At 63.3% G+C, this 14,363-nt stretch carries 12 protein-coding genes; 2 read left to right on the forward strand and 10 right to left on the reverse strand.

The features are described 5' to 3' along the window. Positions 1 to 151 precede the first annotated feature (151 nt). Both ACVOLR_RS18705 and ACVOLR_RS18710 read right to left on the reverse strand, forming a co-directional pair. On the reverse strand, positions 152 to 913 hold the full coding sequence (locus ACVOLR_RS18705; RefSeq protein ID WP_481537769.1) for a porin family protein: 762 nt from the start codon (positions 911 to 913) through the stop codon (positions 152 to 154). Between the two features lie 52 nt (positions 914 to 965). Further along, positions 966 to 1,973, reverse strand: a complete 1,008-nt coding sequence (locus ACVOLR_RS18710) for a linear amide C-N hydrolase (RefSeq protein ID WP_481537780.1) — start codon at positions 1,971 to 1,973, stop codon at positions 966 to 968. Between the two features lie 215 nt (positions 1,974 to 2,188). On the opposite strand from ACVOLR_RS18710, the gene ACVOLR_RS18715 reads away from it, so the two are divergent. Further along, positions 2,189 to 2,518 (forward strand): hypothetical protein, encoded by a 330-nt coding sequence (locus tag ACVOLR_RS18715; RefSeq protein WP_481537770.1) that lies wholly within the window; start codon positions 2,189 to 2,191, stop codon positions 2,516 to 2,518. A gap of 117 nt (positions 2,519 to 2,635) precedes the next feature. On the opposite strand, the gene dcp is transcribed toward ACVOLR_RS18715, so the two are convergent. The 8 genes from dcp to ACVOLR_RS18755 form a co-directional block, all read right to left on the reverse strand. Then, positions 2,636 to 4,795 carry a peptidyl-dipeptidase Dcp gene (dcp, locus tag ACVOLR_RS18720; protein WP_481537771.1) on the reverse strand — a complete coding sequence of 720 codons (2,160 nt, stop codon included), beginning with the start codon at positions 4,793 to 4,795 and terminating at the stop codon, positions 2,636 to 2,638. Positions 4,796 to 4,908: 113 nt separating this feature from the next. Beyond that, complete coding sequence (locus ACVOLR_RS18725) at positions 4,909 to 5,511, reverse strand: lysophospholipid acyltransferase family protein (RefSeq protein ID WP_481537772.1); 603 nt, start codon at positions 5,509 to 5,511, stop codon at positions 4,909 to 4,911. 3 nt (positions 5,512 to 5,514) lie between these two features. Next, the gene (gene arfB / locus ACVOLR_RS18730) at positions 5,515 to 5,946 is read right to left on the reverse strand and encodes an alternative ribosome rescue aminoacyl-tRNA hydrolase ArfB (RefSeq protein WP_481537773.1); all 432 of its coding nucleotides are present in this window, start codon (positions 5,944 to 5,946) and stop codon (positions 5,515 to 5,517) included. 310 nt (positions 5,947 to 6,256) lie between these two features. Continuing rightward, positions 6,257 to 7,192, reverse strand: a complete 936-nt coding sequence (locus ACVOLR_RS18735; RefSeq protein ID WP_481537774.1) for a hypothetical protein — start codon at positions 7,190 to 7,192, stop codon at positions 6,257 to 6,259. After that, positions 7,189 to 9,549: an LTA synthase family protein gene (locus tag ACVOLR_RS18740; protein ID WP_481537775.1), complete on the reverse strand. Its 2,361-nt coding sequence runs from the start codon at positions 9,547 to 9,549 to the stop codon at positions 7,189 to 7,191. Before ACVOLR_RS18740 ends, ACVOLR_RS18735 begins: the two co-directional genes overlap by 4 nt. A gap of 14 nt (positions 9,550 to 9,563) precedes the next feature. Further along, positions 9,564 to 10,841 (reverse strand): YaiO family outer membrane beta-barrel protein, encoded by a 1,278-nt coding sequence (locus tag ACVOLR_RS18745; protein ID WP_481537776.1) that lies wholly within the window; start codon positions 10,839 to 10,841, stop codon positions 9,564 to 9,566. A 17-nt stretch (positions 10,842 to 10,858) separates the two neighbouring features. Continuing rightward, complete coding sequence (locus tag ACVOLR_RS18750) at positions 10,859 to 12,382, reverse strand: glycosyltransferase family 2 protein (RefSeq protein WP_481537777.1); 1,524 nt, start codon at positions 12,380 to 12,382, stop codon at positions 10,859 to 10,861. Beyond that, a complete protein-coding gene (locus tag ACVOLR_RS18755) occupies positions 12,379 to 13,440 on the reverse strand; it encodes a HEAT repeat domain-containing protein (protein WP_481537778.1) in 1,062 nt (353 codons plus the stop codon). Before ACVOLR_RS18755 ends, ACVOLR_RS18750 begins: the two co-directional genes overlap by 4 nt. A 311-nt stretch (positions 13,441 to 13,751) precedes the next feature. Here ACVOLR_RS18755 and ACVOLR_RS18760 point away from each other — a divergent pair, with 311 nt between their 5' ends. Then, positions 13,752 to 14,276, forward strand: a complete 525-nt coding sequence (locus ACVOLR_RS18760) for a DUF2059 domain-containing protein (protein WP_481537779.1) — start codon at positions 13,752 to 13,754, stop codon at positions 14,274 to 14,276. Positions 14,277 to 14,363 lie beyond the last annotated feature (87 nt).

The raw sequence follows: 14,363 nt of genomic DNA on the forward strand, positions 1-14,363 counted from the left end.
CGAATGGTTGGGCGCCCCGTGGGCCGGCCGCCCCCGGGGGGGAGGGGGTCTCCCACGTCGGCCCCCCCGGGCCCGGGTCGGGGCTCTACAGGGTCAAAAGCTACCCCTCCCTAGCCCTCCCCTTCGCTGCGCGAAAGGGAGGGGATTGGAGCTACTGCCCTGCACCGAAGCGGTAGGTCACACCCAGCATCGGGCCGGACAGGGATACATCCAGGCGCTTGCCCTTGTCGCGGTAATCCAGGCTCTGATGGCGGTAGCCCATCGATACGAACAGCTTGTCCGTTGCCTGGTAGTTGGCCAACGCCAGCAGCTGCCACGTCGAATCCGAACCCACACCAAAACCGCCTACATCCACATAGGCAATGCTGCTCCAGCGCGGGCTCAGCGTCTGCCGCCAGCGCACGCCAGCAATCGGGTCGACGAAGGTGGAATCCGAGCGCGCCGATACCAGGCCCGGTACGTTCACCGCGGCGTTGATATCCCAATAGCGAACACCGGCCAACAGGTCGATGCCGGTGCGCTCGTTCGCCAGCCAGGCATAGCCAGCTGTCACGGTTGCCGAGGTCTGCTTCACTTTCACGTTCGCTGCCACGCCAATCGGCAGCGGCGTTGAATCCGAGGTGGATGCGTGGGTGAAATCGGCCTGCAGCACGAAGTTGCCACGGCGCGCGGTGCCGGTGATGAAGGCGGCGGCGTCGAGGTTGTCCATCAATTCGGAGAACGACTTGTGCACGTCGGCCATCGGTGCGCTGCGGAACGGCCGTACCTGCCCTTCCATGCCGCTCATCCATACGTAAGGCGTGGCCTGGAAACGCCAGCTGTCGTCGTTGTCATTGCTCTGCGCGTGCGCAAGCGGCACGCCGCCCATTGCCAACAGCAGGCACAGGCTTTTGCGGGTGAATCGGGTTTTCATTGAAGCTCCAGATGGTGCGTGCCCGCCAGCGCAGGCACGCCGATTGCTCGCCTTAGATGCCCAGGAAACGGAACGGCTCGGCGTCCTTGAACTGGGCGTTGGCTTCACCTGCGTAGATGGTGCGCTGCTGGTTGCCAAGGTCCAGACGCTTCACCTTGCCGCCGCCTGCACTGAAGTCGATCTTCTTCAGATCCACCCAGAACACATTGGTGGCCAGCGCCGATTCGAAGTAGTAACGCATGCGCGAGTGGTCGGACACCGTGCGCCAGCGTGTCGAGGAAATATTCGGCTGGTCCGGCGTGGTGATGCCGTACGGAACCGACACATTGCGGATCACACCGAACACGCTGGCGGTGGATTCCACCGGGTCGGTCGACTTGGGAATGGCATCGATATAGAAGGCCGCACGTGCGAAGCGGTCCGAGGCGCGGTTGGTGCCCGGCAACATCACCGTGCCACCGATCTGCCGCCAATAGCTTTCCAACGCCAGCTGCTCTTCGAAGATCGGCGAGTTGGTCATCACCTTGTAGTCGCGGCTGTGATGGATGACCTGCTTGCCCTTGATGTACTCGATGATGGCGCTGTCGCCAGTGGAATCGGACAAGGACAGGTGCAGCGTTGCCATGCGCTGCTCACCAGGAGCGGCATCACTGACCAGGGTGAAGGGCTCGCTGCTCAGCGCTTTCACCGCTTCATCGACGGTGGCGAAGCTGTCCAGCATGTACTGCGTCCACACCGAGATGCTCAGGCCGGGCTTGCCGCTGTTGCGCTCGGGGTATTCGGACTCGGCCAGCCACAGCAGGTTGGCGACCAGGCCGGCTTCGTTCATGCCGTCGGTGGTGGAGATGTCGTAGGCGCTGGCAATGACGCTGCCGTAGCGTGAGGTCCACTTCAGCGTATCCGGGCCGGTCTCGCCGGTGCGCTGCATGCCGCGTGGGAACATCCACAGATGGGTGCCGGTGTCGATCTTGTAGTCCATCGAACGGCCGGTGAAGATTTCATTGCCGGCGCCGTGATAGACAAAACGGGTGCAGGCATCGGCCTGCTGCATGCCGGCCATACCGAACAGCACGGTGGCACAGGCGGCAATGATGGATCGCTTGGCTGATTTCATGGGGGTAGCTTCCTTGGCTGGATCAGGTCAGTGATGCAATCGGAATGATCCTAACAGCCATTCATTGTCCGATCGCGACTTGGTTGGCAGTCTCGGAAATCAGCAATCAGACAATTGAGCGCTGCTATGCTCCGCACATATTCGAACGGAGGAACTGCCCCATGCCTCAAATCACACCACATCACACCACCGCCATCCTCCGCCCTTTGCTGGTCGGCGGCCTGTTGAGCATCGCCCTGAGCGGTTGCCTGAGTGCACCACCAGTTGCCAACGACGATCCCGATTTCGGTCGCTGCAGTGACGCAGCGGTGCAATGGGCGGTAGGCACGGTCAATGACGAAGCCACCGTGCGACGCCTGAAAAAAGAGAGCGGCGCAGGTTTGGTCAATCCGATCAGCCCGACCACGATTGTTTCCCGCGATATCCGCCAGGATCGCCTGCGCGTCTACACCGATGCCAACAACGTCATCACCAAGGTGCGTTGCGAGTAAGTTCTGCGCGCTGCGGCTTGCCGCAAAAACACATGCATAAACGACGAACGGCAGGGTTTCCCCTGCCGTTCGTCGTTTCACACGCTCACAGTGGTGAGCGCTTGTTTCAAGCCGCGCTTACTTCAAACCACGGTTGTGCAGCAGCGGCTCGACGCTGGGGTCCTTGCCGCGGAAGTCGCGGTAGGCCGTCGCCAGATCACGCGTATTACCGATCGACAGGATCTTGTCGCGGAACACCTGGCCGTTCTCACGGGTCAGGCCACCGTTCTCCTTGAACCACTCGAAGGCGTCGTGGTCGATCATCTCCGCCCAGAAATAGGCGTAGTAACCGGCCGAATAACCGCCACCCCAGATATGGTCGAAGTAGCTGCTGCGGTAACGCGGCGGCACCTGGGCCAGGTCCACCTTGTAGCGCTTCAGCGCATCGGCTTCGAACTTGTCCACGTCCTGCAGCGGTGCGTCAGCGCCCTGCGTATGCCATGCCAGATCCAGCAGCGCCGCCGACAGGTACTCGGTGGTCATGTAGCCCTGGTTGAAGGTCTTGGCCTTGGCGATCTTGTCGACCAGCTCCTGCGGCATCGCTGCCTTGGTCTGATAGTGCTTGGCGTAGTTGGCGAACACCTTCGGGTCCGAGGCCCAGTGCTCGTTGAACTGCGACGGGAACTCGACGAAATCACGCGGTACGCCGGTGCCGGCCACGCTCGGGTACTTGGTGTTGGAGAACATGCCGTGCAGCGCATGGCCGAACTCGTGGAACATGGTGGTCACGTCGTCCCAGCTCAGCAGCGCGGGCTGGCCGGCGGCAGGCTTGGTGAAGTTGCTGACGTTGTAGACCACCGGCTTGGTGCCGGTCAGGCCATCCTGCTCGACGAACACGTCCATCCAGGCGCCACCGGACTTGCTGTCGCGCTTGAAGAAGTCGGCGTAGAACAGCGCCAGCGGCTGGCCGTTGGCATCGGTGACTTCAAATACGCGTACGTCCGGGTGATAGACCGGCAGGTCCTTGCGCTCCTTGAAGGTCAGGCCGTAGAGCTGGTTGGCGGCGTAGAAGACGCCGTTCTGCAGCACGTTGTCCATCTCGAAGTAGGGCTTGATCTGCGACTCGTCCAGGTCGTACTTGGCCTTGCGCACCTGCTCGGCGTAGAAGTCCCAATCCGATGCGGTGGCCTTGAAGCCGCCCTTCTGCGCGTCGATCACCTTCTGGATTTCAGCCAGCTCGCCGCGTGCCTTGGCAGTAGCTGCCGGCACGGTGTCGGTCAGCAGCTTGAGCGCATGCTCCGGCGTCTGCGCCATCTGGTCGGTCAGGTTGTAGGCGGCGAAGTTCGGGAAGCCGAGCAGCTTGGCCTTGGCCGCGCGCAGCTGGGCCAGGCGCTGGATGATCTTGCGGGTGTCGTTGGCATCGCCGTGCTCGGTACGGGTTTCCGAGGCCTGCAGCACCTTGGCACGCATGTCGCGATCCTGCAGCGAACCGAGTGCCGGCTGCTGGGTGGTGTTCTGCAGGCTCAGCACCCACTTGCCATCGAGCTTGCGCCCCTTGGCGGCATCTTCGGCGGCGGCGATATCGCCCTCGGACAGGCCAGCCAGCTGCGCCTTGTCGTCGATCACCACCGCACCGGCGGCGGTAGCCGCGACCAGCTTGTTGTGGAAATCGTTGGCGAGGGTGGCTTCCTCGGCGTTGTACTGCTTCAGCGTTTCCTTGTCGGTATCGCTGAGCTCGGCGCCGGATTTGACGAAGCCCTTGTAGGTTTCTTCGACCACACGCAGCTGCTCGGCGTCGAGGCCGGCTTCGGCACGACCGTCATAGATGCTCTTGATGCGCGCGAACAGCTTGGCATCCAGGTGGATGGCGTCGCCATGCGCGGCCAGCTTGGGCACCACGTCTTCCTGGATCTTCTGCCGCTCCGGGTTGGTATCGGCCTGCACCACGCTGAAGAACACGCGGCTGACGCGGTCCAGGATGGCACCGGACTTCTCCATCGGCAGCAAGGTGTTGTCGAAGGTGGCCGGCTGGGTGTTGTCGGTGATCTGCTTGATCTCCGCCAGCTGCTGGCGCATGCCTTCCTCGAATGCCGGCAGGTAATCGCTGTCCTTGATCTTGTCGAAGGCCGGCGCCTGGAACGGCAGCGAGCTGACGGTCATGAACGGGTTGGTGGAAGCATCGCCCGGCTTGGCGGCCTCCGCAGGTGCATTGGCGGTCACGGGGGCAGTGGACTCCTTGCCAGAACAGGCGGCCAGCGCAAGGCTGATGGCAGCGGCCAGAACAACGGTACGCGACATGAAACGGCTCCTTGGGAACGGGCTTCGAACAGCCCTTTACCCTACTCCGTTCCCGCGTTTGCAACATGTGCCGATGGTGGCGCCGGGTGGCGCCGGATCTGTCGGCTGCCGGCTCAGCTTGAGCTGTGGTTCTTGCCCTGCCACTGCCGGTACCACTGGCGGATGGCAGCCATATCGGCCACGTCGTCACCGCTGGTGTGGAATACCGGGCCGAAGCCGATGACCCGTTCCGGGTAATGGAAATAGGCCGGGATGATGGGCACATCGGCCATGCGCGCGATCTTCAGAAAGCCGCCCTTCCATTCAGCCACCTGTTTGCGCGTACCTTCCGGCGCCAGCGCATACCAGACCTGCTCGCTGTCGCGGATCATCGCCACCGCCTGCCCGACCGTGCCCTGCGGCGAACTGCGATCCAACGGCACCACGCCCATCCGCCGCAGCACCACGCTCAAGGGCCACCAGAACAGCTTGTCCTTGCCGAGGATGCGCGCTTCCAGACCCAGCGCCATCTTTGCCGCCAGGCCCCACAGGCCATCCCAGTTGGACGAATGCGGTGCGGCGATCACCACCGCCTTGGCCAGGTCCGGGATAGGCCCACGGATCTGCCAGCCACCCAAGCGCAGCACGCTGCGGCCCAGCCAACGGCTGAAGGCGGCGCCCTTGCGCTGCGGCATGGCAGCGGGAATAGCCGGAATGGTCGGCGGTGTGTTGCTCAAGCACTACTCCCAATTACGTGTGGAACGGCCGCGCTTGACCTGCGCGCGTTCCTTTTTCTGATCCAGCCGGCGCAGCTTGGAGCCGTACGAGGGCTTGGTCGCCACCCGTGGCTTGGGCACGCTCAGGCTGGCCTGGATGAAGCTGGCAAGACGTTCGCGCGCATCCTGGCGGTTACGGTCCTGGGTGCGGAAGCGCTGCGCATCTATCACCAGCACCCCGTCGCCGGTTACCCGGCGGTCGCGGCGGGCGAGCAGGCGCTCGCGCAGTGGTTCAGGCAGGGACGGCGAGCCGGCGATGTCGAAACGCAGTTCCACCGCGGTGGAGACCTTGTTGACGTTCTGCCCACCCGCGCCGGACGCGCGCACGAAGCGCTCGACGATCTCCGTTTCCGGTATCGCCAGGTGTTCCGAGATTTCAATCTGCTCCGTCGCCATCGGCGCATTGTAAGGGCTGTGGCTGGTTTAGCTGCGCCCCCCGGGCAAAGAGCGGCTGGGGGCCCTCCCCAACCCGCCGCTTCGCTCCGCGAAAAGAGGTTCCTCTCCCATTTGAGGAGAGAAGATCAAAAAAATCGATGTCCGGGGACCAGCAGCGGATTCCGGATGACTCAAATGTGCTGCGGCAAATGCAAGAGATGTGGGAGCGGCGTCAGCCGCGAAGCTGACATTGCTGCAGGACTTGGCGTCTGCACCATCTGAGGATGCGCCTGCTTCGCGGCTCACGCCGCTCCTACAAGAAAGGTTCCGCTCACTCCCAGTACTGCCCCGCCCAGCGCCGGTAGGCGCGGTAGTGATGAATCGCGAAGCCAGCAAACGAGGGCTCGTTGCGCAGCGCACGCTCCACCTTGCGAACTTCCTGCTCGAACACCTTCGGCCCTTCTTCATGGAAGGTGACCTTGTCGATGTCGTTGGACGACACCTCCAACCCAATCACCACCTTCTTGCCGACTTCATTGGCATAGGCGATCTCACTGGACGCGTGCGAGAGAATGCTGTCCCTGCCCTCGGCCTTGTCGCGGTAGTCCATCAAGGCGACGTAGTCGTAGATGTTGATGGTGTGCTCGCTGACCGGACGATGGCGACCATTCCAGTCCACCTCGATGCCATCCAGCCAGAACGGAATCGCCGGGCCTACCGCCAAGGTCGCACCGCTTTCCTGCTTGATGCGCATCACCGCTGCGCTCATATCCAGAAAGCCAATCAGCAGGTCGGCGCGGGTGTCGTCGTCCCACTCGTCGAGAATATGCGGCTCGATGTCCAAATTGGCGCCATCAAACCGCGCCGCTTCCGACACCGAGGCGTTGTAGTCCACCACCCGGCGGAACATTGCCTCGGCCTCCTTGCGGTGCTCCGGCAACACGTATTTCTGGGTGCTCAGATACCAGGAGCCCAGCAAGGCATAGACCTTCATGTTCTTGCCGTGCAGGCGCTCGATGAAGGCGCGGTACAACTCCGGCTTCTCGACGATGAGGTTGCGGTCCTTGTAGGCGTCTGCATACAGGTACACGGTGTCGATGCGCTGCGACTTGAGATACGCCACCGCCTCATCGGCGACCGCCGTGTCTTCGATCATCGCGTACGACTCGGCCTCCCAGGTCCAGATCGCGCGGCTGGCCGCTGCCGCCTGCGCCATTGGCGCTACACACAATACGGCTAACAGGCCAAGGCCGAACATCCGGCTCATTGCGACTTCTCCACGCCTGCAGCGGTATCCACCTGCAGGTGATAACGGCCCTGCCCGATCGCCTTGCCGCTGTCGGGGTCGGATGGGAACACCGACACGTAGCAACGGCCACCACAGTCCTGCGGCAGGCGCAGCTGCAACTGCACCTGCTGGCTGCCGCCCGGCGGCAGCTGCATTGCCTGCCCATACACTTCCTGCAACTCGCGGCCATCCTCGCTGGACATCACCGCCAGCGGCACGAATACGCGGCTGGGCTTGGGATCGCCGCTGCTGAACACCGCCGTCAGCTGTACGCCATCGGCTACGGCGGCAACCTCGGCCGAGGCCAGCGACAAGCCGTGCGCCACCGGCGCCGCAGCCACTTCGGCAGCGGCTGCAGGTGCGCTGTACGCAACCAGCTTGGGCGTCGCGCCTTCCGGCGTCAGCGCGTTCTTCTGCATGAAGATCGCATTGGCCTGGGTGTAACGCTGCAGGCGCTGTGTGGCCCACGCACGCACGCTGGCATCGTCGGTTTCGGCCAGGTGCATGCCGTCCTGCAATTCGTACAACTTGCCGTCATGCAACCACCAACGCCCGGCCAGATATTCCGGCGCACTGGTCTTGGTCTGCTTCAAGGGGAATTGCTGATTGCTGCGGAAGCTCTCGGCCATGTCCAAGCCGGTGCCCAGCCACGGCGTCTGCGCCGGCCGCTTCAAGCCATAGGTATTGGACAGCAAGGCGATCAGCGATGGCGTCACGTCCAGCTGCGACGACACCGCGCGGATGCGCTTGGCCTGTTTGAGCAGCGGCGAGAACACGATCAAGGGCACGTGGTAACGGTCCACATGCTCGCCCATCGGAATCTCCGGCAAGCGGTGATCACCGGTGATGACGAAGATGGTATTGGAATACCACGGGGTCTTTTCCACCGAAGCAAAGTAGCGGCGCAACTGCTCATCGGTGTACAGAATGGTGCTGTAGATATCGGTGCTGGCGCGGTAGCTGGCACGCTCCGCCTCAGGCACCTGCAACTGCTGCAGACGCTGCTCGAACTGCTTGCGGTACACGTCCTGATCGGGGAACTCGTAGCTGGTGTGCATCGAGATGGTCTGGATCGCGGTCAGGAACGGCGCCTGCACGTTGTCGTTATCGGCAAGCACGCGCGATACCAGTTCCTTGTCCGGGTAACCCCAGGCACTGAATGGATTGCGTTGATAGCCCTCGCCGAAGTTGTTCATGTCGACCAGCGTCTGCACCTGCTGGCCTTGCATGTAGGCGCGCTCGTTGTCGAAGCTGGTGTCGGTGCCGTTGTAAAAGGCGGTGTTGTAGCCCTGCTGGCGCAGCACGCTGAACAGGCCCGGATGCGCCGGCATGCGATCGCCCAGCCCGGTGAAGCCTTCGTCGGCAAACGGTGCTGAGCCGATCAAAGTCGGCAGCACGCCAAAGGTGCGGCCTTGATTGGCAAGGAAATTGTCGAAGTACAGGCTGCGCCCGGCCAGCTCATCGAGGAACGGGGTGAAGCTGCCCAGCGATGCCTGAGGACCGGAGAACGAGCGGCCCAGGCCTTCGACCACGATCAACACCACGTTCGGCGGACGGCCATCGCTGGTCGGCGAGAAGTTCGGGCCCAAGGCGTCCGGGGTCTGCTCCGGGTGCAGGAACGGGAAATTCGGATCCAACGGCGCCTCGGTGCTGGCAATCGCGCTCGGCACGACTGCCACATCCGACTCGCCCTTGAACCAGCGCCACACATCGCCGCTGAACCAGGCCAGTTTGTTGCAGGCCAGGTCGCGCGAGGCGACGTCCTTCAAGGCCACCGCGCCACTGGGCAGCGGCAGGATCCAGGCGATGCCACCGGCCACCAGCAACACCGTGCTCCACACCGTGGAGCCGCGTGCATCACGCCGCGCCAGCCATAGCAGGCCCAACCACAACACCAGCAATGGCAAGGCCATCGCCAGCACCCCGCGCAGGCCAAGCGGTGCGCCATCAGCCAGCGTGGTGCGGATCTCGGCAAGGCTGTAGCCGAACAGATCCGCACCCAGCGGCACATGCGCGACCTGGAAATACTGGTCGAGCAACACCTGCACCACGATGAACAGCGACCACAGCACACCCAAGGCGATGTAGCGCGGCAGAGCCCGTTTGATTGCCAGCAAGGGCAGCGACAACAGCACCAGGATCGGCACCGAGCGCAGCAACATCAGCAAGGCCTGGGCACCGGCAATGCCGACAATTGCGCCGGTCTGCAAGCTGCCACCGGCACCCGCAACACCGTTGCTGACCGCCATTGCGACCAGCACCAGCTGCGCAAGCAGCAGCACCGGGAAGGCCGAAGAAAAGCGCGCCCAGGCGCCGCCGTCATGCGTGGAAATCATCGTCAACTGCTCCGTTACCAGCGCGTATAGATGGAGCCGGACAGGCGCTGCTCATCAAAGCCACCATCGTCGTCGGCATAGCCGGCGCCCAGCTTGAAGCCCCAGTTGGGCGTGACCTGGTGCCGCCAGGCAATGCCAATGGCCGCGTTGTTATCGCGGACCACGCCGCCGAACCGATCCAGGTCGGTGCTGCGGCCGCTGCTGACGCTGACTTCCAGATAGTCGTCGGCATCGCCCTTGTAGTAATTGCGCAGCAAAACGCGGTGGCTCCAGCTGCCCGAGCCGACACCCGGCACGTGCTGCAGCTTGTAGCGGCCATACCAGTTGCCGACGTAGCGGCCGACGCCGACGCCGTAGAACTCGGTGGTGTCAGAGAAGCGCAACTGGTCGACGCTGGCCGACAGTTCCCAGCCATTGCCCACGCCCTGGAACACTTCCACGCGCCAGCTCTGCTTGGGCAGCACGCCGCTGGACGGGCCGCGCTGGTAACGCAGGTTTGCATAGGCGCGCGACCACAGCGGTGCGTAGCCGTCCAGCGCCCAGGCGGTGTCGGAGGTATTGAAGTGATCGGCGCGCAGCAGCTCCAGACCCAGCGAACCGCGCGGGAAATAGCGACGCAGGGTCAGGTCGTTGTCGTTCCAGCTCTGGCGGTCACCGTTGAAGCGGGTGTGATCCCAGCCCACGCTTGCCCCCCAGCGGTAGCCACCGGCCGCCACCGCATCCGGGTTGGCCATGCGCGGCAACAGGCTCAGGCGCAGCTCGGCGATTTCCTTGGGATCCGCGCCCAGCGTGGCAGCGGCGTCGAAATCAGCACGCGCAGCAGCAGTCTGGCCGAGTGCACGCAGTTCGCGACCACGCGCGATGCGCGCGGCCGGGTCCTGCGGCGCCAGCTCCACCCAGCGCGAGTACGCATCGGCGGCCTGCTGCGGGCGGTCGCTCCAGCGGTACATATCGCCCAGTGCCGACCAGGCATCGGCATAGGTCGGGCTGTTCTTCACTACCTGCTGCAGATCGGCCTCGGCGGCGGCGTACTGGCCGTCCCAGGCATAGGTGCGGCCGCGCGCCAACAGCACATCACCGTTGCCCGGATGCTCGCCCAGCAGCGCGCTGTAGCGGGCAATCGTTGCCGCACGATTATTGGCGTCGGACTGCTCGCGGATCTGCTGCAGCTGCAGGGTCAGGCTGTCTGGGGCTTCCTGGGCGAACGCCAACAAAGGCGCAGCGGCCAACGCGAGCAACAGGCAACGCGACAGCACATGGCGAGGAGCACGGAAGGAAGGGAGCTGGTTCATGGAACGGTTCCTGGAAATCATTTGTTGATACTCGATTCGCTGATCACTGACGATGCAACTGCCACCGCCACCGGCACTTCTTCTTTGTGGCTCTGCTGCCAGGAGCCGTCACGGCTGATGCGTCCCCAGCTATGCCGCTTGCGACGGCTGAACATCCAACGGATCGTCGCGGAGAAACGCCAGATGGAGTTCAGCTGGCGATAGCCGAAGTTTTCCAGGATCGCCACCACGAACAAACGCAGCTGCTGCATTGGCCGCGAGTACAGGCCGAAAGAAAGTTCCTCCAGCAGCATCGCGTTGACCGAGAGCAGGATGCCCATGCCGACTGCCGCGGCCAGGAAGATCAGGAATACGTCCAGCTGCACCAGCCCACACAGGGCCAGCACGATCATCGAGACATAACCCACCACCTCGATGATCGGGCCGAGAAACTCGAAGAACAGCATGAACGGGAACGCGACCCAGCCCGCTGCGCCGCTACGGCGATTGAACAACATGCCGATATTGGTCCACAGGCTTTCCGCCAGACCGCGCTGCCAGCGCATGCGCTGGTTGCGCAGTGATGCCAGATCGGTCGGCGCCTCGGTCCAGCACACCGGGTCGGGCACGAAGACGATGCGGTAGTCGCGTTTTTCCTCGCGCAGATTACGGTGCAGGCGGATCACCAGATCCATGTCTTCGCCAACGGTGTCGGTGCGGTAGCCACCGATGGCGATCACCCGTTCCTTGTAGAACACACCGAAGGCGCCGGAGATGATCAGCAGCGCGTTCATCGGCGACCACCCCATGCGTCCGAACAGGAACGCACGCAGGTATTCCACTAGCTGGAAACTGGGCAGCCAGCGGTTGGGCAGACCGATCTTGTCGAGCATGCCGTCGCGCACGGTGCAGCCATTGAGCACACGCACCACGCCACCGCTGGCAACCACGCGGCTGTCCTCGAGGAACGGCCGCACCACCCGCGACAGGCTCTCCGGCTGCAGGATGCTGTCGGCATCGACCACGCAGAACAGCGGATAGCGCACGCAGTTGATGCCGGCATTGATCGCATCGGCCTTGCCGCCATTGGCTTTGTCGACCATGCGCACGCGCGGGCAACTTGCCGAGGCATACACCCCGTGCACCGGCTCGGTCTGCAGGCGGGTGCGGTAGGCCTCGGGCACCCGCACCAGTCCAAACGCCTCGATCAGTGCATCGCGGGTGCGGTCGCTGGAGCCATCGTTGACGACCACGATCTCGAACGCCGGGTAGCTGGTCTTGAGCAGCGAGCGCACCGAGGAAACTACCGAGGTTTCTTCGTTGTAGGCCGGTAGGATGATGCTTACCGGCGGCTGGTACTCGCGCAGACCGGCCGGCAGGTAATTGGCCCGGTACTCGCGCATGTAGCGCACGATCTGATAGGCCGAGATGTAATTCAGCAGCAGGTAGGCCAGGTTGATCGCGACGAAGTAGGCCATGAAAAACCACTGCAGCGAGTCGGCGATACTCACCCATGGAATCTGCTGCACGTAGCTCACCAGCATCTGCCAATAAGCGTTCATGTCGCACTCCTCATCGCATTTTCGGACAGCACCTGCTCGATGATGTCGCGTCCATAGCCATCACTCTGCCGCGACTGCACTTCACGCAGGGCATCGGCCCCCATGCCCGGCAAGCCGAACAAGGCCTGCGCGGTGCGGTAGCGCACCCACCAGACGCTGTCTGAAAGCAGGCCTTCCAGTCGTGTCGCATCACTGCGTTCGCCGATGCGTCCCAGCGCCGCCGCCGCGTGCATGCGTACATGCCAGCGCGACGCCGTGAGGAAACCAATGACGCGCTCGCGATCCTGGCGATCGTTGATCAGCTGCAGGCAGACCGAAATGATGTGGTCATCCACATGCCCTTCCAGCAGTTGCCGCACCACCACCGCCGCACGCTGCGGATCGATGTCGGCAAGGAAGCGCACCAGCTTTACGGTGGAATCGGCATTGGCACGCAACAGCGCGTTGCTGATCTCGCGGGCGGCGCTGCCGTCCTCGTTCTCGGCCAGGATCCGCGCCACGCTGCCTGGCACCCAATCCTCGCGCTCCGTGATCATCGGCACAAAGGCGGACATGGCGCGCGGCGGATCCACCTGCGCCAACGCCCGCGCTGCGCACAGCGAGACGATGGGGCTGCGGTCGTTGAGGAATTTGGCCAGCAGGTCGTATAGATGCCGGTCGCGCAGATGGCCCAAGGCAATGATGGTCATGGCGCGGTCGTGGTAGCTGCCGCGCAACATGCGCTGCGCCGCGTCCTCCAGACCGACCCGATGACCCAGCGGGGCCAGCCGCCGTACCGACGCTTCCGGCAGGCTCTCGCAGACGCTGTTCCAGGCCTCGATGAAGCCTATGACCTCATCGCGTTGCAATCGGTGCACCGGCACGGTTTCACCGGCAAGTTCGCGCTGCAGAACATCGTTCCAATACTGCCGAGCCTGGGTGTCGCGCTTTTCACGGCGCTGCGCCCGTACCCGCAGAAAAACAATGATCAACAGCAATACCGTGGCCAACAGCAGGGTGAGAATCGCCACCCAACTGGCCACGACGAGTACGGTCGGCCCCTCGAACAGACTGTCCATCGCAGTTCCTACTTGTTGCGGGCAGGTGGCTTGCGAGGCCACGTACCCCCCCTGGGTACAGCTCCTGGTGCCAAGCATAGATAGAAACGTGACTCGCGTCTCTATTTTTCGCAATTTCAGTAGGTTTTCTGTAACGAGATTATGCTAGCAGCAATCCTATTAATGTAAATATTTCATTAAAATCAATTATTTATTACACCGCGAACTGTGCTCCTCGCCACACCACGGCCAAGTGAAGATTCAAAGAACCTGACTTCGGCCATGGCGGTGCCCCGGTTATGCTCGAAGCCTGCCCATCACAAGGACGATCCATGCAGCGTTGCCGCCGAACCCTCCGCACCCGTTGCGCTCCCTTGCTGGTCGCCACCAGCCTGCTGCTTGCCGGCATCGCACCGGCATGGGCCACGCCAGCCACTGATGCCGACGTCAATCGCCTGCTGGCGGCCTCGCGTGCGCAGAACATGCTCGACGCGATGCTGCCGCAGATGGAAGCAATGCAGGCGCAGCAGTTCGCCCAGATCGGCGAGAAGCAATCGCTGACAGCGGAGCAGAAAGCCGGACTGCAGCGCATCCAGCAGCGCACCTCGCAGACCTTGCGTCAGGCCTTGGCCTGGTCGCAGATGCGGCCGATGTATGTCGATCTGTACAAGCAGTCGTTCTCGAAGGAGGACGTACTGGCGATGGCCGAGTTCTACGAGAGTCCGGCCGGCCAGAGCCTGCTAGACAAGACCCCGGCGCTGATGCAGAACCTGATGGTCGCCATCCAGCAGAAGATGACCCCGCTGATGGCGGATCTGCAGAAAGATCTGGAGAAGATCAACAGCGAAGTCCAGTAAGCGCCCAACTGTAGTGGGGGGGGCCGCCCGCCGCTCGGTGGGGGGCGGGGGGGAGCGCCCCGCGGAGTATGGGGGGGGGTCAGCCCG

The organism is Stenotrophomonas sp. STEN030, from assembly GCF_056759995.1.